Source organism: Specibacter sp. NPDC057265 (assembly GCF_042668835.1).
Lineage (GTDB): Bacteria > Actinomycetota > Actinomycetes > Actinomycetales > Micrococcaceae > Specibacter.
Genome location: NZ_JBHUYE010000010.1, coordinates 1 through 20,536 on the forward strand (window position 1 = coordinate 1; position 20,536 = coordinate 20,536).

The window sequence follows — 20,536 nt, forward strand, 5'->3', positions numbered from 1 at the left end:
TCCCCGCTTTTCGCGCACCTCCCCCGATGCGCGAAAAGCGGGGACGTGCGCGGTCAAGCCCAACAAAAGCGGAGACGTGCGCGGTCACGCCCAACAAAAGCGGGGACGTGCGCGGTCACGCCCAACAACGGCGGGGACGTGCGCGGTCAAACCCAACAGCGGCGGGGACATGCGCGGTCAAGCCCAGCAATGGCGGGAACGTGCGCGGTCAAGCCCAGCAATGGCGGGAACGTGCGCGGTCAAGCCCAGCAATGGCGGGAACGTGCGCGGTCAAGCCCAGCAGCGGCGCAGCAGCGGCGGAGGTCCTACCAGGAAGTGCCGCGGTTTTGATTGCCCCGGCCGCGGCCGCGCACCTCGGCGAGGGCGGGACGCACATCGGCCAGGTACACCCCGGCAGCAGTGACGCCGGCCAGGGTCATCAACATGCCAAAGCCCAATCCGGGCGCCCGCAGCGTGGAGAGCGGCACAATGACAAAGAGGAAGCCGAAGAAGGCTGCGCCGCCTGTCAGCGCCGCCCAAAATGTCTTGGTGCGCTTGTAGACGCGTTCAAAGTCGGCAGCCGGGGTGCGCACGGCATGGCTGAACGCCCACAGCTGGACGCCGAAGGCCACAAGACCCAGGGTCGTCAGAATAATGAACTCGGCAAAATACAAGATGGTGAACACCTCACCAGCTTACAGTCAGCTGTGCCGGATGGCAGGAGGAGCTGGCTGGGAATGGACAGGGAATTTACACCTTCGCGTCCGGGCCGCGGCCGGCCCGGACGCCGTTGAGGGCCTGCTCCAAATCAGCCCACAGGTCCTCGAGGTTTTCAATGCCCACGCTCAGACGCAAAAGGTTCTCCGGCACTGACTGCGGTTCATTGGCGTGGCGGCGGCGGCGCTCAACGAGGGATTCCACCCCGCCCAGGGAGGTGGCAGGGGTCCACAGCGCCAGGGCATCAACCACGGCGTTGGCTGCGTCCGCGCCGCCGGCCACCTCAATGCAGAGGACGGAACCAAAGCCGTGCATCTGCGCCGCGGCACGGACATGGCCGGGATCCGAGGGCAGACCGGGGAACCGGACCCGGGCCACGCCGTCGTGCGCATCCAGCCGCTGCGCCAATTCCATGGCGCTGGCCTGCGAGCGCTCCACGCGCAGGGCCAGGGTCCGCAAGCCGCGCAGCGCCAGCCAGGCCTCAAAGGGACCGGCGATGGCACCGTGGATGGAACGGTGGTGGAGCAGCTGCCCGTGCAATTGGGTGTTTGAAGTGACCAGTGCGCCCAGGACCACATCGGAGTGGCCGGCCAGGTATTTGGTGACCGAGTGCAGCACAATGTCCGAGCCCAGTTCCAACGGTTTTTGCACCAGCGGGGTGGAGAAGGTGTTGTCGGTGACCACCAGCGCCCCCACGGCGTGCGCGGCCCGGCACAACACGGCAATGTCGGCCACCTCCAGCATGGGGTTGGTGGGGCTTTCCAGCCACAGCATGTCCGCGGCGCTCTCCCCCGCGCCGGTCAGCGCGGCAATGACCTCGTCCTTGCGGGCAATGTCCACAATCCGCAGCGTGAACAGGCCCTTGGCGGCCAGTTCCTGCGCCATGACCAGCGCGCCCTGGTATGAATGCCGGGGCATGACCAGCACGCCGCCGGCCGGGATCAGGGACAGTGCCGCCGAGGCCGCCGCCAGGCCGGAGCTGAAAATCAGGCCCGGCGCGGTGGCGCCTTCCAGCGCGGCGAGCGCCTCCTCCAGCGGATCCCAGGTGGGGTTGGAGTAGCGGCCATAGGCGCGGTCGCCGTCCACCACGGTTCCGGTGCCCACATAGGTCGAGGACAGCACAATGGGCGGGTTCACGGGCGCGTCGTGTTCGCGGGCGGGGCGTCCCACGGCCACCACCACTGTGTCGGGGCTGAGATTTTGGGCGTGCGCGGCTGGCTGGTCGGTCATGCCTTCCAGATTAGACTGCGATATCTCTCGGGCGGCAATTTATGTGACACGCGAGCGTTGCAAGAGGCCCAAGGCACTTCCAGCTTGTCCCGGTAGGCTAGGAAGGTGATGACTTCTTCTGCACCTGCGCCGGGCCTTTTTATTGCTTTCGAAGGCGGCGACGGCGCGGGAAAATCAACTCAGGCCGGCCTGCTTTCCCAGGCATTGTCCGACGCCGGACGGACAGTGGTGCGGACCCGTGAACCAGGCGGGACCCCCGTGGGTGAAAAGCTGCGTTCCCTGGTGCTGGAGCATGGCCAGGGCGAGATTGACGCGAAGACCGAAGCCCTCATTTTTGCCGCCGCCCGTGCCGCGCATGCCAGCCAGGTCATTGCCCCGGCACTGCTGCGCGGGGACATTGTCATCAGCGACCGCTACGCGGATTCCTCCATTGCCTACCAGGGCACGGGGCGGGGCTTGGGCACTGACGCCGTCGCCTCCCTTAATGACTGGGCCACCAGCAGCCTGTGGCCGGATCTGACGGTGCTTTTGGATGTGGCCCCCGCCGAGGGCCGCCTGCGCCGCACGGCCGGGGCAGCCCAGGAAGACCGGATGGAATCCGAACCCGATGATTTCCATGCCGCCATCCGCGGTGCCTTTCTTGAACTGGCAGCCGCCGCTCCGCAGCGTTACCTGGTGCTTCCCGCCGGGGATGACGTCCCGGGCCTGGCCCGGGCCATTGCCCAACGCGTGCAGGAACTGTTGCAGCACCACGCAGCCATGGGTGCCGCATGAGCGTCTGGGTGGACCTGCAGGGTCAGGAGGCGGTGGTGGCGCAGCTGCGCCGGGCCGCGCAATCCCCCAAACCCAACCATGCCTGGCTGCTGACGGGCCCGCCCGGTTCGGGCCGCTCCAATGCCGCGCTCGCGTTTGCAGCCGCCCTGGTCTGTGAGCGGGAGGAACTTCCGGCCCGCGGCTGCGGCGTGTGCAAGGCCTGCCACACCACCTTGTCCGGCACCAACGCCGACGTGACGTTCATTGCCACGGAAAAAACCACCATCACCATTGAAGAAGCCCGCGCCCTGGTGCGCAAGGCCCATGACAGTCCCTCGTCCGCCCGTTGGCGCGTGATGATTGTGGGCGACGCCGACCGCATGGCCGAGCGCACCACCAACGTTTTGCTCAAAGCCATTGAAGAGCCGCCGCCACGGACCATCTGGATCCTTTGCGCGCCCAGCCCGGCCGATGTGCTGGTGACCATCCGTTCGCGCTGCCGCACCCTGACCCTGCGCCTGCCCCCGGTGGATGACGTCGCCGCCCTGCTGGTGCGCCGCGACGGCATTGAACCCGCCTTGGCCGCCACCGCCGCCCGTGCGGCGCAAAGCCACATTGGCATTGCCCGGCGGCTGGCCACTGACGCCGGAGCGCGGGAACGCCGCGATGCCACGGTCCGGCTGCCCCTGGCACTGCGTGACATTACGACGGCGGTGCAGGCGGCGGCGTCGTTGCTGGAGTTGGCACAGGCCGAGGCCACCTCCTCCAATGAAACGCGCGACGCCGCCGAGAGGGCTGCGCTGCTGCGTTCCCTTGGTGCCCCGGAAACCGGCACCCTGCCGCCACCCATCCGCTCCCAGGTCCGGGCCCTGGAGGAGGATCAGAAGCGCCGCGCCAAACGATCCGTCACCGACCACCTCGACCGGGCCTTGACGGATCTGTTGTCGTTTTACCGCGATGTGCTGGTGCTCCAGCTGGACGCCGGCGGGGGTGCACCCGTGGATCTGGTCAATGAACCCCTGCGTGCCGGGCTGCTGGACTTTGCCGCTGCGTCCCGGCCTGAAAAAACCCTGGCCCGCATGGACGCCGTCAATTCCGTGCGCCGCCGCCTGACCACCACCAATGTTGCCCCGCTTTTGGCCCTTGAAGCCATGGCCGTCAGCCTGCTCTAAGTTGTAAAGGACCTTTGACATGTCAGCCGGAAATGTTCCACGCCCTCCTGCCCTCCGCGCCTCCCTCACCGCCGCAGTGGCCGCAGTGGCGCTGCTGCTTGCCTCCTGTTCGGTGGGCACGGAACCGGATGTGACCACCTCCGCCGATCCGCAGATCGTGGGGGATGTGCCCGCTGAGCTGCGTGATTTCTACACCCAGGCGGTGACGTGGAGTTCATGCAACGGTGGTTTTCAATGCGCCGAAGTGGAGGTTCCGCTTGACTATGACGCGCCCAAGACGGATTCCATAAAAATTTCCGCCATCCGGCTGCCGGCCAGCGGCAACAAGATGGGTTCCATGCTGGTCAATCCAGGGGGCCCCGGCGGTTCGGGCGTGAACATGGTCAAGGATGGGGCCAGAAGCTACTTTTCAGACAAACTGCGCAAGTCCTATGACGTGGTGGGCTTCGATCCCCGGGGGGTGCAGCGTTCAGCCGGGGTGAAGTGCCTGAGCGACGAACAAATGGATGCCTCCCGGCAGCTCAGCTTTGACCTGTCAAACGACGCCGACTTTGCCCGCGCCCAGGCGGAATCCAGGAAGCAGAGCGAACTGTGCGTGCAGAATTCCGGTGACGTGCTGGAGCATGTGGACACTGCCAGCTCGGCCCGCGACATGGACATTTTGCGTGCCGTGGTGGGGGACAAGGCGCTGAACTACATGGGCTTCTCCTACGGCACCAAGCTCGGCGCCACCTACGCCGGTTTGTTCCCGGAGCGGGTGGGGAAGTTCTCCCTGGACGGCGCCATGGATCCCACACTGGACATTGACCAGGTTTCCATGGGCCAGGCGGTGGGTTTTGAGAATGCCTTGGGGGCATGGGTGGAAGACTGCCTGTCCGGCGCCGACTGCCCCGTGACGGGCACCAAGGAGCAGGCGCTGGGACAAATCCGTTCGCTGCAGGAAATCTACACGCAAACCCCGCAGCAAACCCCGCAAAACCGGGTGGTGACCGGGACGGAGTTCACCAACGCCATTGCCTTTGCCATGTACTCCACCGATTTGTGGGAGCCGCTGAAGGGCGCCTTGGCGCAGGCTGTGGCCGGGGACGCCTCCGGCATGCTGCTGCTGACGGACTACTCCGCCGACCGCGACCCGGAAGGCAGGTACAACTCCAACACCGCTGCGGCCTTCACCGCCATCAACTGCCTGGACTACCCCATGAACTCGGACTTGGCGCATATGCGTGAGCAGTCCAAGCTGTTGCAGGAAGCTGCCCCCACCTTTGGCGGCCTGCTGGGCTACTCGGGGCTCAGCTGCACGGGATGGCCACATGAGCCCACCGGCACGCTGGAGCCCATTGCGGCCGCCGGCGCGGGCCCCATCCTGGTCATTGGCACCACGGGCGATCCCGCCACCCCCTACCAGTGGTCCAAAGCCCTGGCCGGACAGTTGGATTCCGGGGTGCTGGTCAGCTGGGAGGGTGAGGGCCACACCGCGTATGGCCGCGCCAATGAGTGCCTGACCTCGCTGGTGGATGCCTACTTTGTGGACGGCACAGTGCCGGCATCGGGTACCAGCTGCTGACCGCCGCATCCCTGCGCGGGGCGGATTTTGTACATCCGCCCCGCGCATATTAGAGTTGTTGTTTGTGTTCAGCACGTTGGTCCGCTTCCGGACCGGCAGGCAGGCACAGGCCTCCATAGCTCAGTTGGTAGAGCGTTTCACTCGTAATGAAAAGGTCAACAGTTCGATTCTGTTTGGAGGCTCCACGAAAACCCCGCGTTCCTTGCAAGTCAAGGGCTGCGGGGTTTTTTTGTGGCCTTACTGGTTGCCGCCGCTGCCCGTGCTGCTACTTGGGCGCTTCACCCTGCAGCAGCCCGGCAGCGCGGGTGATGTGCTGGCCCACAATGGAGGCCTTGAGTTTCACGCCTGAGACCTCCCCGGCGCCGAGGCGCACCAGCGCCAGCGCCTCCGACGCCGCGGCAAGTGCGTTGCCGGCACGGGACAGTTCCCGGTGCACGTCATTGAACTTTCCGCCAGTGCCCAGGGGAATTTCCATGCCTTCGCTGGGGGCGGCGGCGTGGGCTGCCGCGGCAATGCGGCGCACCTCGGGGAGCAGCTCCGCCAAGGCATCGGCCACCGCAACCATCGGCCCGTAGCATTCGGCGGCCCGGGCACCGGCGTCGCTGTGCTCAAAACTGGCCGCTTCCAGCCCCTCCAGCATTTGGTGGAAACGGTCCAGGCCGCGGTGGAAGCGGTCGTAGGCCCGGCGCCACACACCCTTGCCCAGTTCGGCGTCGTCCTTCTTGGATTGGCGCGCAGCGCTAAACAAGCCCTTGAACATGCCCGTTACAGGTACTGCCCGGGACTGCTGGGATCAAGGTGGCCTGCGCCGCCCTGGGGCTGGGGGCCGGGGTGGGGGGCACCGGCCCGCTGCGGTTCTCCGTTTTCACCAATCACCACGCCCGGGGCTATGACCGTCCCCGCCGGAAGCTGGCGCATGGCCAGACGTGCCGCCATTTGCTTGTTGGCCAGCTCCTGCGCCGCCAGGGCCGTTTGAATGCCCCGGAACAAGCCTTCCAGCCAACCCACCAGCTGGGCTTGGGCAATGCGCAGCTCGGCCTCGGAGGGGGCCCTGTACGCGGAAAGGGGCAGGCTCAGGCGGCGCAGCTCGGCGATCAGTTCCGGCGCCAGGCCGTCCTCCAACTCCGCAATGGACGCCGCATGGACTTCCGCCAGGCGGTTTCGCGCCGCCTCATCCAGCGGGGCGCTCTTCACCTCGTCCAGCAATTGCTTGATCATGGTCCCAATGCGCATGACCTTGGCGGGCTGATCCACCAGCTCCGTCAAGGCAGGGTCCTGGGGCGCGGCAGCATCTGGCGCGGGCTTTGCCGCTGCTTCGGAGGCGTCTGACTTCGGCGCGTTTTCGCTCATGCTGCCAGTCTCTCACGGCCCGGTCCCCGCCGTCCTGCGGTTGCAGCGCGGCGACGCGCGGCGTTAAGGCCAACAGCCCGCAAAGGCACGCACTGGGCGTTCCTTTGCGGGCTGTGCCACGGCGCTTTGCTTAGCAGCAGCGGCCTTCGGGGTTGGCGTCCTGGCGGTCGGTCTTGTCCCGCCAAAACTCCCGCACGGTCATGGGCGCGGTGGTGCAGGCCGTGGCCTGGTGGTGGGCCAAATATTTCTCGTAGGCATCCTCGCCCAGGACACCTTTGAGGTATTTGCCCACCAGCCCCACTCCGCGGGCGGCACTTCGCAGCATTTCCATGGCTAGTGGTGACTCCGGGCCGATTGTTTGCCGGACTCGGCCCACTGTTTTTGCAGGTCCTTCTCAATCTTGTTGGGCAGGATCTGCGCCGGGGCGTAGATCCTTGAGACCACGGCCGGATCCTCCGCGCTGGCCCCACCACCTGCACGGTAGGAGCGGACGGCGACCAGCAGCGCCGTCGTAATCACAATCAATGACAGCACCACAAAGATGATGGACAGCGAACCCTGCACGAAGGTGTTGCGGACCACCGCCTCCATGGCTTCGACGCTCTTGGCCGTGCCGAAGCTGGTCTTGCCGTCGGCCAGGGCCACCTTGAACGCATTGTGCTGGGCCCAGTAACCAACGGCCGGGATGGTGGAGAAGATCTTCTGGAACGACGCCACCACCGTGACCACCGTGACAAAGACCAGCGGCAGGGCCACAATCCAGACGTATTTCACGTGCGTGTACTTGGAGATGATGGTCAGGCACACGGCCAGGGCAATGGCCGCCAACAGCTGGTTGGCAATGCCAAAGAGCGGGAACAAGGTGTTGATGCCGCCGAGCGGATCGGTGACGCCCATGATCAAAATGGCGCCCCAGCCGGCCACCATGATGGCGGTGGTGATCCAGGATCCCAACCGCCACGAGGTGTCCTTGAACCTGGGGACAAAGTTGCCAATGGAATCCTGCAGCATGAAGCGGGCCACGCGGGTTCCGGCGTCGACGGCCGTGAGGATGAACAGGGCTTCAAACATGATGGCGAAGTGGTACCAGAAGCTCATCATGCCGGCACCGCCCGCCACCTGCTGCATGATGTGCGCAAGTCCCACGGCCAGCGTGGGCGCGCCGCCGGTGCGGGACACAATGGACTCTTCGCCGACGTCGGACGCGGTCTGCGCCAGCAGCGCCGGATCCAGGGCCACACCCGTCAGGCCCAGCGAGTTCACAAACGCCGCCGCGCCTTCAATGGTGCCGCCGGTGGCAGCGCCGGAGGAGTTCATGGCGAAGTAGATGCCGCGGTCAATGGACAGCGCCGCAACGAGGGCCATGATGGCCACGAAGGACTCCATCAGCATGCCGCCGTAACCAATGTAGCGGGCCTGGCGCTCCTTCTCGATCAGCTTGGGCGTGGTCCCGGAGGCGATCAGGGCGTGGAATCCGGAGAGCGCGCCGCAGGCAATGGTGACAAACAGGAACGGGAACAGGGCACCGGAGAAGACCGGGCCGTCGGAACGGCCGGCAAATTCGCTGAACGCCGGGACGGTGATTTCCGGGCGGACCAGCACGATCGAGCCGGCCAGCATCACAATGGTGCCGATCTTCATGAAGGTGGAGAGGTAGTCGCGCGGGGCCAGCAGCAGCCACACGGGAAGCACCGCGGCAATGAAGCCGTAGATGATGATGGCCCAGGCCAGTGTGGTGCGGTCCAGGGTGAAGACTGCCGCACCCCACTCGGTTCCTGCCACGATGCCGCCGCCAATGATGGCCGCCAGCAGCAGGACGACGCCGATGAGGGAGACTTCCAGCACCTTGCCGGGGCGCAGGTAGCGCAGGTATACACCCATGAACAAAGCGATCGGGATGGTCATGGAGACGGAGAACACGCCCCACGGGGATTCGCCCAGGGCGTTGACAACCACCAGTGCCAGGATGGCCACAATGATGATCATGATCAGCAAGGTGGCAATCAGCGCCGCCGTGCCGCCAATGACACCGAGTTCCTCCCGGGCCATCTGGCCCAGGGAGCGCCCGCCACGGCGCATGGAGAAGAACAGGACCAGGTAGTCCTGCACGGCCCCTGCCAGCACCACGCCGACAATGATCCAGATGGTGCCGGGCAAATAACCCATCTGGGCGGCCAGGATGGGTCCCACCAGGGGTCCGGCCCCGGCAATGGCGGCAAAGTGGTGTCCAAAAAGTACGTTGCGGTCGGTGGGGACAAAGTCCTTGCCGTCGGCCTTGTATTCAGCCGGCGTGGCCCGCTTGTCATTGGGCTTGAGCAGGAGCTTCTCAATGACCTTGGAATAAAAGCGGTAACCAATGAGGTAGGTGCAAATTGCGGCAAAAACGAACCAAATGGCGTTGACTGATTCACCACGGACCACTGCCAGCATGACCCAGGCAACGCCGCCCAAAAGCGCAATGGCTGCCCAAATGGCAATTTTCAGTGGCGTCCACTTATGAGCTTGCGCTTCTTCGGCTGGATCCACGGCCACCGGCGGCAGCTTGGGATCCTGCACCAGCAGATCCCCTTCCCCGACGGCCCTGTTTGACGGCGTTGTCATATTTACCCCTAGTTTTCAAACACAATTACAGACCCTTGACCGTATCAGTGTGATGCCCCGCATAGAACCCCCCAGCGGGCAGAGGGGGGAAAAATAGTTCAGCGGTGTGGTTCCTGCGGCCAGCGGCGGGCGCTCCTGGGCCAAACCTCAATGCCAGATGGTGGATTTCCGGCTCAGGCCAACGTTTGCCGCCTGGTCAGGGGCAGTTTGCCCTTCGTGAGCACCCAGGCGGCCGCCGCACTAAAGTGCGGGACCGCGAGGGCCAGCGCGCGTCAGCTGCAGCCACGGAATCACGATCGCGAAGCCGCGCTGCTGCGAGAGCACCACGACGGTGGGGATGGCGCCGGCAACCACACCCAGCAGCGTTCCCAGCAAGGCTGTCATGAGCGTTTGTGAGCCCGAAATGGCTTTGCGCAACTTGGTGTCGGCGCCGACGCTGGCCAGGGTTGCGTGGTCGTTGCGGCCATCGGCGAGCGCCAGGCCCGCCGTGATGCCGGCGGCGCTGGCGCTAGAGCGTCAGCAGCACCTTGCCCACATGCGCCCCTGAGTCGAAGTATTCATGGGCCGCGGCGACGCGTTCGAGCGGGAATGTCCTGTCCACCATGGGTTTCACGGCGCCGCTGGCCACCAGGGGCCACACATGGTCACGCACGCCTTCCATGATGGCCGATTTTTCCTCGGTGGGCCGCGCCCGCAGGGTGGTGCCAATGATGGCCGCCCGTTTGGTGAGCAGTGTGCCCAGATTCAGTTCCGCCGTGGCCCCGCCCTGCAGCCCAATGACTATCAGACGGCCGTAGGTGGCCAAGGCCGCAACATTGCGGGCCAGGTACTTCGCCCCCACCACATCGAGGATTACATCGGCCCCCTGACCCTGGGTGAAGGCCATGACGCGTTCCACAAAATCCTCACTGCGGTAATTCACCGCCTGGTCCGCACCGAGGTATCCGGTGAGCATGGCAACCTTCTCGTCGCTGCCTGCCGTGGCGATGACGCGGGCACCGGCTGCTTTGGCCAGTTGGATGCCCATGGCGCCAATGCCGCCCGCCCCGCCGTGGATCAGTACGGTTTCACCTGCCTGCAACTGGGCTGTCATGAATAGGTTGGAGTGGACGGTGGCGGCAACCTCGGGCAGGCCCGCGGCGGAAATAACATCAATCCCCTCCGGCAGGGACAGCACCTGGCCGGCGGGAACCACCACTTGGGAGGCATAGCCGCCGCCTGAAAGCAGCGCCACCACTTTCTGGCCCACGCTGAAGGCTTTGGTCACATTGGGGCCGAAGCCGGCAATCCGTCCGGAGATTTCCAGGCCCAAAATGTTGGAGGCGCCGGGCGGGGGCGGGTAAAAGCCGCGGCGTTGCTGAACGTCCGCTCGATTGACCCCGGCGGCAACCACATCGATGAGAACCTCACCGGGCCCGGGAACGGGAGCCTGCGCCTCGACCAAGGTCAAAACCTCGGGGCCGCCTGCGACCGTTGCAACAATTGCCTTCATGACCTTCTCCATTGCCTTTCATCCTTGCAAATCTGCCGGAGCCGGCACCCATTTTGGTTGCACGGCCCTGCCTATGAAACACTACTAGGGTCAGGAAGGTTGTCCGAGCGGCCGATGGAGCTGGTCTTGAAAACCAGTGTGCGGTAACCCCGTACCAAGAGTTCGAATCTCTTACCTTCCGCGCGATGCAAAGGGAAGTGGCCCGTCACCGGTGCCGCTTCCCTTTTTTGCGTCCCCCGCGGGCACGGCGCCGAAGCCCGCAGCCCGCAACTCGCCTTTTATCCGGGCCCGCGCTGAAATTTTCGCCTTCAAAAGCTTGGTTGACCTTTTGTTTGCTTGACCAAAGGGGTCTGTTCATGAATGATTCACATCTATGCGCTTGGCTAGTTAGCACCCTGTGGCTCCCGGGAAGGCATTCCTTGCCGTTCCGGCATCAGCCATGAGGTTCAACACCACTCACGGCACAATGGCGTGCCATTCCTTTTTCGAGAGTTGGAGACATGACCAGCAACAACTTCATCAAGGCAGGGTTGGGCGCCGCCTTGGCCCTGGGGCTTGCGGCTGCGCCGCTGGCCCTTTCACCGGCCTTTGCCACCACCGATCCCCTCCCGGCCGAAACGCCAACGATCGAAATCCCCGCCCCTGAAAGCCCCGCACCGGACGCTGCGTCCACCGGGGCCCTGCCACCTGCGGTGGTCCTCGCGGGTGCGTTGGAGACGCCCAATGTGATCATCAACGAGGCCTACCTCAACGGCGGCAGTGCAGGTGCCAGTTACAAGAACAAATTTGTGGAGCTGTACAACCCCACCAATGCCGACATTGACCTGGCCGGCTGGTCGCTGCAATACCGTTCGGCAAGCGGCAAGGTTTCCCCGACCGGCCTGGCAGCCCTTTCGGGGACCATCAAGGCCAACGACCACTACTTGGTCAAGGGCAGTTCCAATGCGGCCAATGGCCGTGACTTGCCCGCCACCGACGCCGACGCCAGTGGTTTCAGCTTTTCAGGCGGCGGCGGCACCCTCATTCTCGCCAACCAGGCCCAGAAGTTGACCGCCCTGCCCACGGGGCCGCTGAGCGGCACACCCGGTGTGGTGGACCTGCTGGGCTATGGCGACTCCAACACTTTTGAAGGTGCGGCGTCCGCAGCCGCCTCAGTCAGCACCTCACTGAACCGCAGCGGTTTTGCCGATACAAACAACAATGCGGTGGATTTCACCACTGCAGCCCCCACCCCCACGGGCACCAAGGGCGGTGACACGCCGCCACCGCCGCCTCCGGAGGCAGGCAGCAAAACCATTGCCGAAATCCAGGGGGAAGGCGCCAAGAGCGCCCTTGAAGGTTCCACCGTCACCACCACCGGCGTGGTCACGGCGGCCTACCCCACCGGCGGTTTCAATGGCTACTTCATCCAGACCCCCGGCAGCGGTGGAGATTTGGACATGGCCGCGCACAAGTCCTCCCAGGGCGTGTTTGTCTACTCCCCCGCCACGGTTGCCGAGGTCAAAATCGGTGACCATGTCCAGGTCACCGGCCTGGTCAAGGAATTTGGCGGAGCCAACGACACCGCCACCACCACTGAAATTGACGTCCCGGCCGGTGGCATGACCAAACTGCCCGAAGCGGCGGAAGCCGTCAAGGCCGCCGTCGTCACCGTTCCGGAAACCACGCAGCTGCGCGAGACCCTGGAGGGGATGCTCGTCGCTCCCGAGGGTGACTACACCATCACTGACAACTACTCGCTGAACAACTACGGCGAGGTGGGCCTGGCGGTGGGCACCGACGTGCTGCTGCAGCCCACAGCCGTGGGACCGGTCGGTTCCGAAGCGCACGCCGCACAGGTGGCCCGGAACGCAGCCAAGGCCATCAAGCTCGACGACGGCGCCAGCACCAACTTCCTGAACGCCGCCGGCCAGTCAGTGCCGCTGCCGTGGCTCAGCGCGGCCACACCCATGCGTCTGGGCTCCACCGGCAACTTTTCAACTCCCGTCATTTTCGACAACCGCAACAACGCCTACAAGTTCCAACCCCTGGAAGCCCTGACCCCCGCCAATGCGGGATCCGTCCAACCCATCGCCTTCGGCAACACCCGCATCGGTGCCCCGGCGGCCGTGGGCGGGGACCTGGCGGTGGCCTCCTTCAACGTCCAGAACTACTTCATTGAAACCGGTGACAAGAACCCCTCCTGCCAGTTCTACACCGACCGCGCCAACAACCCTGTCAGTGTCCGGACCGGCTGCAGCCAACGCGGTGCCGCCAACGCCGAGAACCTCAAGCGCCAGCAGGACAAGATTGTGGCCGGCATCAATGCTTCCGGCGCCGATGTGCTCTCGCTGGAGGAAATTGAGAACTCCGCCAAGTTTGGCAAGGACCGCGACGCTGCCTTGGCCGCGCTGGTGGAAGCCCTCAATGTGGACGCGCCCGGTGTTTGGGACTACGTCCGCTCCCCCGCAGCCCGTCCCGACGTAGCTGTTGAAGACGTGATCCGCACGGCCTTCATCTACAAAAAGGCCGTGGCCGAACCCGTGGGTGAATCGGTGATTTTGGACGATCCCGCCTACACCGAAATTGCGCGCCAGCCACTGGCCCAGGCCTTTACGCTGGCAGGCCAGGACGACGCCGCCAAAGTCATCTTGATTGCCAACCACTTCAAGTCAAAGGGCTCGGCAGCCACCCCCAATGACACGGACCAGGGTCAGGGCAACTCCAACCTTGCCCGCACGGCCCAGGCCGCGGCGCTGGTCAAATTCTCCACTGAACTGCAGGCGGCGCAAGGCACCGACAAGGTGCTGCTCATGGGTGACTTCAATGCCTACCGCTATGAAGACCCCATGCTGCTGATGGCTGAATCCGGCTACGTCAACCAGGGCGGGAAGACCGGCAAGCACTCCTACGCCTTCGGCGGCCTGCTGGGCTCACTGGACCACATTGTGGCCACACCGGCCGCCGACGCCCTGGTAACTGGTGTGGATGTTTGGAACATCAACTCCGCCGAGTCCATTGCCATGGGCTACAGCCGCTACAACTACAACGTCAGCAACTTCTATGACGCCAGCCCCTTCTCAGCCTCCGACCACGATCCCGTGGTGGTGGGCCTGAACCTCGGTGCCGCCCCCGCAGCCACCAAAGACCTCACCTTGTTGAACATCAATGACTTCCACGGACGCATTGATGCCAACACGGTGAAATTTGCCGGCACCGTGGAGCAGCTGCGCGCCGCCTCGGGGGATGCCAACACCGCATTCCTGTCCGCCGGTGACAACATCGGCGCGAGCTTGTTCGCCTCGGCTTCCCAGAACGACCAGCCCACCATCGATGTGCTGAACGCGCTGGAGCTGCAGGCCTCCGCCGTGGGAAACCACGAGTTCGACAAGGGTTACGCAGACCTTGACGGCCGTGTCACCGACGCCGCCAACTGGGACTACCTGGGGGCCAACGTCTACGCCAAGGGCACCACCACCCCGGCGCTGGAAGAGTACAAAATCATTGAACTCAACGGCGTGAAGGTGGCCATCATTGGCGCCGTCACCCAGGAGACCCCCACGCTGGTGACCCCGGCAGGCATCTCCATGCTGGACTTCGGCGATCCCGTGGACGCGGTCAACCGCGTGGCAAAGGAAATCACCGACGGCAAGCTGGCTGATGTCATCGTGGCCGAATACCACGACGGCGCAGGCGCAGGCACCCCCGACAAATCCAGCCTGGAAGCGGAACTCGCCGCCGGGGGCACCTTCAAGAAGTTGGTCACCGAAACCAGTGCCGACGTCGATGCCATCTTCACCGGCCACACGCACAAGCAGTACGCCTGGGATGCCCCCATTCCAGGCGTTCCCGCCGACGCAGCCCTGAAGACCCGCCCCGTGTTGCAGACCGGCAGCTACGGCGAGTTCATTGGCCAGATTGTGCTTACGGTGGATGCCTCGACCAATGAGGTCACCTCCTACACGCAGGCCAACGTTCCGCGCAGCAAGGACGACGACGCCACGTTGGCCCAAACGTACCCGCGCGTTGCCGAAGTCAAGACCATCACGGACCGCGCGCTCGCCGACGCCAAGATTGCCGGCAGCGTGCCCGTGGGCAAGATTGCCGCCGACATCACCACCGCCCAAACCTTTGACCCCGCCACCGGCAAGTACACCCGTGACGACCGGGCCAACGAGTCCACCCTGGGCAACCTGGTGGGCAACTCGCTGCTGGAGGCACTCAAGGGGGAGCAGACAGGGGGCGCCGAGATCGGCGTCGTCAATCCCGGCGGTCTCCGCGCTGACCTCTTGTACAAAAACGAGGGCGTGGCGGACGGCGTGGTGACGTACGGCAATGCCAACGCGGTGCTCCCGTTCGTGAACAACCTGTGGACCACTTCCCTCACGGGCGCCCAGGTGAAGACCATGCTGGAGCAGCAGTGGCAGACCAACGCCGACGGCACCATCCCCAGCCGTCCGTTCCTGAACCTGGGGTTGTCCTCCAATGTGGACTACACCTACGACTCCACCCGCGGGCTGGGCGACCACATCACCTCCGTGGTGATCAATGGTGCCCCGCTGGATCCCGCCCGCAGCTACCGTGTGGGGACGTTCAGCTTCCTGGCCACCGGCGGAGACAACTTCCGGGTCTTCACCGAAGGCAGCAACACCAAGGATTCGGGTCTGGTGGACCGTGACGCCTGGATTGCCTACCTGGGCGCCCAGTCGGAGCAGGCACCCATTGCCCCGGACTTCTCGCGCCGCGGCGTGGATGTGGTGCAGGCACCAGCTGCCGTCACCGAAGGCCAGGAAGTGACGCTTGCTTTGAACAAGCTCGATTTGACCTCCCTGGGCGTGGTCAAGTCCACGGAGGTCACCGTACGCTACGAGCCCTCGGGCAGCGGCGGCGGCACCGGCTTTGCCGTGCGGCCCACCGCCGTGGTGCCATCGGTGCTGGGCACCTTCCCCGTGGCCGACGGCGCCGCAACACTGAGCTTCACGGTCCCCGCGGAACTGAACGCCGGCCGCTTCACCATCACCACGGACACCGGAACGTATGCGCGGCTGCCCATCAGCATCCCCGTTACGGCCGTTCCCGAGGTGCCTGTTCCCACAGATCCGGTTCCCACGCCGGTTCCCACGCCGACCCCCACCGATCCGGGCACCACACCGGCGCCCACAGAACCGGGCACCACACCGGCGCCAGGTGGCAACGGCAACGGTTCCGGCTCAGGCTCAGGCAACGGTTCCGGCTCCGGCAACGGCAACGGCAATGGCTCCGGCAACCTGGCTTCCACAGGTGCCGCGGCGCTGCCGCTGGGCGTGGGTGCACTGGTCCTGCTCGGAGCTGGCACCGCTGTGGCCCTGGCGAACCGCCGCAAGGCGGCCCACGGACCAACGGGGCGCTAAGCAGCCAGGTTCACACTGCTTGACAGCATGAACTTCCAGGGGCGGCAGCCGCCATCCCCACTCGCATCACGAGTGGCGGATGGCAGCTGCCGCCCCTGCCCTGTTTTAACAACCCAAGATATCCGCGGCAATCGCGTCGGCGTCGAGGATGGTGCGGTAGCCGCTGCGGTATTTGGCGTCGGCCTCGGCGGCAATTGCCGTCCCCCACTGCACCGAGGACAATTGCAGCCCCAGCAGATACATCCCGGGCACGGGAACGCCGGTCCCGTCCAGGGGCCGGTACGGCGGCTCCGTGACATCCACGCCGCTGGTGGTGACGGGTTGGCCATCGGAGGCCAACATCAACAAAGGCCGGATCAGGCCGTCGGCCAGCAGGTTCCGCACCAAAAGCGAGGCGCTGAACTGGACATTGTTGGCGGGGGCAAACGCCTCCACCAGATGCCGGGCTTCCCACGGGGCGTCTGCGACCCAGGGGGAACGGAGGGTGAAGACGCCGTGCTGCAGGCGGACCACGGGATCGGGCCCGGAAAAGTGCACCACGCCGGCACGCACCAGCGCGGCCAGCTGCTCCATGCGCACCGCCGGCGGGCCGCTGGCCAGCCCTTCCACAAAACCTTCAAACCAGCCGCGCAGCTCACCCAACCAGGAGGCCTGCGTAATGCCCCGGTCGGCCACCAGTGATTTCACCACGGCACGCCCGGCATTGAGGGCGCCAATGGCCATTTTGACTGGATCATCCTCACCCAGGGCCGAGCCCGCCGCGTCCGCCACCAGGTACTCCAGCACCGCCGCATCCATCTGCGCATGCGAGGAAAAACGCGCAGCAGCCCCTGCACGCAAGGGATGCCGTGCCAAGGGGCGGGCCAGGCCCTGCAAATCAAGCACATGGTCCGCCTGGACCAGTTCCTCCAGCAATGCCTTCAGGCGCGCAGCCCACCCCGGATCGCCGAACCGCAGACCCTCATGAAGCAGTGCGTCGAGCTCCGGCAGCAAGCGCGCCGAAACAGCCTCGGGCCGGGTGCGTGCCAAGGTGGTGTAGTACGCCCACAGCGTGTCACGGTACAGCAGCGGCCAAATGTCATGGTCAAAACCGGCTGTTTCCCCCCGCGCGGCAATCGCGGCAACGGCGTCCTCCCCCAAAAAACGCAGGCTCACGCTGCGGGGGTAGTAGCTTTGAAGTTCCGCCTTGGCGCGGTACGGCGTGCCGCGCCGCGAGGCACCCACAATGACCGGTTCGCGTCCCGAGGGCACATAACGCAAGGACTCCCCCGCAGGCCCGCCCGTGGATTCAAAACGGCCACCCCGATGTTCGGTCAACTGACCCAAAACATCAAAAAAGTTCAGTCCCATCCCGCGCACCAGCACCGTTTCACCCGCCGGCAGCGCGTCCCAGTCAACGTCATTGGGCACGGCCGGCGGCAAATACGTCAAGCCGTGCGCGCGGGCTTCATCGCGCAGCCCAGCCTGTGCGGCGCTGAGCTTGGACTCAACATGTCCCAGCGCCAGCACCACGTTCTCAACGTGCAGCGGTCCGCCGTCGTGCAGGACCACGTCAAAGCCGCCCTCGGCATGGTTCTTCACCACCCGCTTCGCTTCGGAGCGGTGGTGGGTGATGTGTGTTCCCGCCGGCGCGTTGCGCCGCAGCTGCTCAAAGCACCACCGCAGGTAGCGGCCGTACAGGGCCCGGCTGGGAAAACCGTTGGCGCCGAGCTGCCGCAATTCGTGCGCATCGCCGTCGCTGAGCCCGCCCCAGGGGCTGGCTGCCTGTGCCGCACGCCAGGCATTGAAGGTGCACCCGGCCACGGCGGGGGCACCCACGCCTTGATCGGGAATCACCGTGGGGAAGAAGCTTTGCGTGTTCATCAAATACAACCGTGACTGCTCCACACGCCATACATGCCCCGCCCCCGGCTCAAAGGGGTCAATCAAGTGGATGTGAAGTTCGGATGTGCCGGCCAGCGGGTCCTGCGCCCGGTGGGCCAGCAGCCGTTCCATGACGGAGGTCCCACGGGGGCCCGCTCCCACGATTGCCACACTGGTCCTGACCACATTTTCCACTCCTTGAGCTTAACCGATGGGAGGGAAGGAGCCGGCGCAGGCCTGTCTAGGATGGTGCCATGACACAAAGCACCGCCCCGGCACCCCTTGCCGGGCAACCCCACGACGAGTTTCTATGGCTTGAGGACATTCACGGCGACGACGCCATGGCGTGGGTCCGGGAGCACAATGCCCGCACCGACACCGCCCTGCTCAACGACGGCTACACGGCGCTGGAAGGGCGCGTGCTGGAGGTCCTGGACTCCAGTGACAGGATTGCCATGGTGGCCAAAAGAGGCGGTTGGTACTACAACTTTTGGCGCGATGCGGCCAACCCCAAGGGACTGTGGCGGCGCACCACCTGGGAGGACTACCTCGCCGGCTCCCCAGGGTGGGAGGTGCTGCTGGACGTGGACGCCCTGTGTGCGGCGGAGTCGGCCACGTGGTTGTGGGCGGGTGCGGCCTTCCTGCGCCCGGAACCCGGCGCCGAATACCGGCGGGCCATGGTGGCGCTCTCCCCCGACGGCGGCGACGCAGTGGCCTATCGCGAGTTCGACCTTGCCGAGCGCGCCTTTGTGCCCGGCGGCTTTGCGCTGCCGGCGGCGAAGACGCGCTTGAGCTGGCTGGATGCCGACACCTTGTATGTGGGCACGGACACGGGCAACGGTTCCATGACGGAGTCGTCCTACCCGGCGGCGTCGCGGCTGTGGCGCCGTGGGGAAACGGTGGCCGAACTCGCCGCCAGGGAACCAATTTTTTCCGTCCCGCTGGACCACCTCAGCGGCGGTGTGATGCACAGCAGCACCCCGGGTTTTGAGCGGGATGTGGCGTATGACGTGTTGGACTTCCACAACAGCCGCAGCTATGTGCGCCGCGGCGGGCAGTGGGTCCACATTGCGGTTCCCGATGACATGAATGTGTCCCTGCACCGGCAATGGCTGCTGCTGCGTCCGCGCAGCGACTGGGCCGTGGCAGGAACCGTGCATGCCGCAGGCACCTTGCTGGTCATTGCGCTGGAGGACTTTTTGGCCGGCAGCCGCGAACTGCACACGGTCTTTGCTCCGTCGGCGGAAGAATCGCTGCAGTCGTGGAGCTGGACGCGGGACTTTTTGCTGTTGAACGTCCTCTCCCACGTCTCGTCCAAAATTTTGGTGGTGGATCCGGCCTTGGAGTGGGCCGCCGCCGAATTGGACGCCTGCCCGCCGCTGCATTCGGTGGACGCATATGCCGTCGACGATGAAGATGACGCCACGGCCAATGACTATTGGCTGCTCGCCACCGGGTTCCTGACCCCCGCCACCGTCTCCCGCGGCACCCTCGGCGGCAGCCCGGGGCAGGGCGCGGCACCCACGCTGGTCCGGGCGGCGCCGTCGTTCTTCGCAGCCGGGAACCACCGGGTGGAGCAGCACTTTGCCACCTCCGCCGACGGCACCCAGGTGCCCTACTTTCAGGTGGGCCCGGCGGATATGAGGTACGACGGCGGCAATCCCACCCTGCTCAGCGGTTACGGCGGCTTTGAAGTTTCACGCACGCCCTCCTACAGCGGGGCGGTGGGGCGGACGTGGTTGGAGCGCGGCGGGGTTTTTGTGGTGGCGAACATCCGTGGCGGCGGTGAATATGGACCACGCTGGCACACGGCGGCGCTGCGGGAAAATCGGCACCGGGCGTACGAGGACTTTGCGGCCGTGGCGCGTGATTTGACGGCACGCAAAGTGGCCACGCCGTCGAAGCTGGGCTGCGCCGGCGGCAGCAACGGCGGACTGCTGGTGGGCAACATGCTCACGCAGTACCCGGAACTCTTTGGCGCGGTGTCCTGCGGGGTGCCCCTGCTGGACATGCGCCGCTACACGAAGCTTTCCGCCGGCGCGTCCTGGATTGCCGAATACGGCGACCCCGACGTGCCGGAGCAGTGGGAGTTCATCAAGACCTTCTCCCCGTACCATTTGTTGCGTCCCGGCGTGCAGTACCCGGCCACGTTCATATGGACAGCCACCTCCGACGACAGGGTGGGGCCGGTGCAGGCACGGAAGATGGCGGCCCGCATGGAATCCATGGGGATTGAGGTTTGGTTCCATGAAGCCCTGGAGGGTGGACATGCCGGAGCGGGGAACAATGAACAGGCAGCCCGGCTGCATGCGGCCTCGCATGAATTCCTGTGGCGTGCCCTTACAGGAAGTTTCTAAGCTGGCCGGAAATGGCCAATAGTGCAGTCGTTTTGCTTTGCGGGGCATGTACTGGGTAAAGTTTGGGATGCTGGTTGGGGGCTTCTACC

The 20,536-nt window shown here is 65.3% G+C and carries 14 protein-coding genes and 2 tRNA genes; 7 read left to right on the forward strand and 9 right to left on the reverse strand.

What is annotated here, in order from left to right:
* Positions 1-305 precede the first annotated feature (305 nt).
* Together ACFUCV_RS08960 and ACFUCV_RS08965 are read right to left on the reverse strand one after the other, a co-directional pair.
* Complete coding sequence (locus ACFUCV_RS08960) at positions 306-665, reverse strand: DUF2516 family protein (protein ID WP_380814744.1); 360 nt, start codon at positions 663-665, stop codon at positions 306-308.
* Between the two features lie 64 nt (positions 666-729).
* Positions 730-1,926 (reverse strand): trans-sulfuration enzyme family protein, encoded by a 1,197-nt coding sequence (locus ACFUCV_RS08965; protein ID WP_380814746.1) that lies wholly within the window; start codon positions 1,924-1,926, stop codon positions 730-732.
* Positions 1,927-2,034: 108 nt separating this feature from the next.
* Here ACFUCV_RS08965 and tmk point away from each other — a divergent pair, with 108 nt between their 5' ends.
* The 4 genes from tmk (at position 2,035) to ACFUCV_RS08985 (ending at position 5,600) form a co-directional block, all read left to right on the forward strand.
* The gene (gene tmk, locus ACFUCV_RS08970) at positions 2,035-2,700 is read left to right on the forward strand and encodes a dTMP kinase (RefSeq protein ID WP_380814748.1); all 666 of its coding nucleotides are present in this window, start codon (positions 2,035-2,037) and stop codon (positions 2,698-2,700) included.
* Positions 2,697-3,851, forward strand: a complete 1,155-nt coding sequence (locus ACFUCV_RS08975) for a DNA polymerase III subunit delta' (protein WP_380814750.1) — start codon at positions 2,697-2,699, stop codon at positions 3,849-3,851. The genes tmk and ACFUCV_RS08975 overlap by 4 nt, the downstream gene beginning before the upstream one ends.
* A gap of 19 nt (positions 3,852-3,870) precedes the next feature.
* On the forward strand, positions 3,871-5,415 hold the full coding sequence (locus tag ACFUCV_RS08980; RefSeq protein WP_380814752.1) for an alpha/beta hydrolase: 1,545 nt from the start codon (positions 3,871-3,873) through the stop codon (positions 5,413-5,415).
* A 109-nt stretch (positions 5,416-5,524) separates the two neighbouring features.
* Positions 5,525-5,600, forward strand: a tRNA-Thr gene (locus tag ACFUCV_RS08985).
* Positions 5,601-5,680: 80 nt separating this feature from the next.
* Here ACFUCV_RS08985 and ACFUCV_RS08990 read toward each other — a convergent pair.
* The 6 genes from ACFUCV_RS08990 to ACFUCV_RS09015 form a co-directional block, all read right to left on the reverse strand.
* Positions 5,681-6,163, reverse strand: coding sequence for a hypothetical protein (locus tag ACFUCV_RS08990; protein ID WP_380814754.1), 483 nt, complete (start codon positions 6,161-6,163; stop codon positions 5,681-5,683).
* A 17-nt stretch (positions 6,164-6,180) separates the two neighbouring features.
* Positions 6,181-6,765: a bacterial proteasome activator family protein gene (locus ACFUCV_RS08995; RefSeq protein ID WP_380814756.1), complete on the reverse strand. Its 585-nt coding sequence runs from the start codon at positions 6,763-6,765 to the stop codon at positions 6,181-6,183.
* 130 nt (positions 6,766-6,895) lie between these two features.
* Positions 6,896-7,096, reverse strand: a complete 201-nt coding sequence (locus ACFUCV_RS09000) for a YbdD/YjiX family protein (RefSeq protein ID WP_380814758.1) — start codon at positions 7,094-7,096, stop codon at positions 6,896-6,898.
* Positions 7,097-7,098: 2 nt separating this feature from the next.
* Complete coding sequence (locus tag ACFUCV_RS09005; protein WP_380814760.1) at positions 7,099-9,366, reverse strand: carbon starvation CstA family protein; 2,268 nt, start codon at positions 9,364-9,366, stop codon at positions 7,099-7,101.
* Positions 9,367-9,606: 240 nt separating this feature from the next.
* Positions 9,607-9,750: a hypothetical protein gene (locus tag ACFUCV_RS09010; RefSeq protein ID WP_380814761.1), complete on the reverse strand. Its 144-nt coding sequence runs from the start codon at positions 9,748-9,750 to the stop codon at positions 9,607-9,609.
* Positions 9,751-9,874: 124 nt separating this feature from the next.
* On the reverse strand, positions 9,875-10,858 hold the full coding sequence (locus ACFUCV_RS09015; RefSeq protein ID WP_380814763.1) for an NAD(P)H-quinone oxidoreductase: 984 nt from the start codon (positions 10,856-10,858) through the stop codon (positions 9,875-9,877).
* 93 nt (positions 10,859-10,951) lie between these two features.
* Between ACFUCV_RS09015 and ACFUCV_RS09020 the strand changes: the two genes are divergently transcribed.
* Positions 10,952-11,039: transfer RNA gene (locus ACFUCV_RS09020), tRNA-Ser, on the forward strand.
* Positions 11,040-11,358: 319 nt separating this feature from the next.
* Positions 11,359-16,227, forward strand: a complete 4,869-nt coding sequence (locus ACFUCV_RS09025) for an ExeM/NucH family extracellular endonuclease (RefSeq protein WP_380814765.1) — start codon at positions 11,359-11,361, stop codon at positions 16,225-16,227.
* 105 nt (positions 16,228-16,332) lie between these two features.
* Here the strand turns inward: ACFUCV_RS09025 and ACFUCV_RS09030 are convergent, their stop codons facing one another.
* The gene (locus ACFUCV_RS09030) at positions 16,333-18,276 is read right to left on the reverse strand and encodes an FAD/NAD(P)-binding protein (RefSeq protein WP_380814767.1); all 1,944 of its coding nucleotides are present in this window, start codon (positions 18,274-18,276) and stop codon (positions 16,333-16,335) included.
* A 68-nt stretch (positions 18,277-18,344) separates the two neighbouring features.
* On the opposite strand from ACFUCV_RS09030, the gene ACFUCV_RS09035 reads away from it, so the two are divergent.
* Positions 18,345-20,447, forward strand: a complete 2,103-nt coding sequence (locus ACFUCV_RS09035; protein WP_380814769.1) for a prolyl oligopeptidase family protein — start codon at positions 18,345-18,347, stop codon at positions 20,445-20,447.
* Positions 20,448-20,536: the final 89 nt, after the last annotated feature.